Source organism: Ketobacter sp. GenoA1, assembly GCF_003671475.1.
In the GTDB taxonomy this organism is placed as follows: Bacteria; Pseudomonadota; Gammaproteobacteria; order Pseudomonadales; family Ketobacteraceae; genus Ketobacter.
The window spans coordinates 1-728 of sequence record NZ_RCHM01000003.1 but is presented as its reverse complement, the minus strand read 5'-3'; the positions used below and the strand labels follow the sequence as shown (position 1 = coordinate 728).

General features: G+C 40.1%; 1 protein-coding gene. It reads right to left on the bottom strand.

Going from position 1 to position 728, the window contains the following annotated elements:
* Positions 1-127: 127 nt before the first annotated feature.
* The coding region (locus D9N13_RS00040; protein ID WP_290584462.1) for a hypothetical protein at positions 128-728 on the bottom strand (601 nt) is incomplete at its 5' end.

The following is a 728-nucleotide window of genomic DNA, read 5'->3' as shown; positions in this document are numbered from 1 at the left end:
CCATTTAACGCCTTGCTCAGGGGCAAAGTGGAGCGGAGGCAACATATGGTAAAGTGAGCAGAGCGAACCATATGTTGGCGGAGCGTAACTTTGTCCCTTGCAGCAATTTGTTATGCAAATTCCACTGTTATTTACATGAGTCTGGCCTAACCTTCCAGTTCCATCCACTGCCATCCTGACGACGAAACTTAATAAACGTACTCATTAGTCGGTAGCCATCTACTGTTGATCTTTTTAGTCCGGAACCTGATCCAAAACTTATGTGACTGCCACTTCTAGTCTCATGTCTCCAGTTATAAGAGCTTCCATCCGCGTAACAACTATCAGCGGTTCTAGCTTCTATAAAATGCCAGTTTAAGACATCACCATTTGAAGCATCGATTAAATGCACCTGAGCCCAATAAGCTGTGTAATGTTCATTGCCACCAGGGAACTTAAATTTTTTCCATTGTTGATAGTGCCATGAATCGAATATTAGCTTCGGTGCGGCTGTAGTGGATTCGAGAGTGGTTTCTTTACCATTTTTTGAAACCTCAACAAACTCGTATTTAAAACCGGAGGGTATTAGCTCTATAAAATTAGAATCCGGATATTCGATTTGTTGAATATTTTTATCTCCCTGCGCGAATATATTTGTACTTAACACCACTAAACCAATCATCATCCAATTTCTTAGAATATTCATAATCGTTGTCTCCTTATATGTATGAAATATGACCTTGCATAAC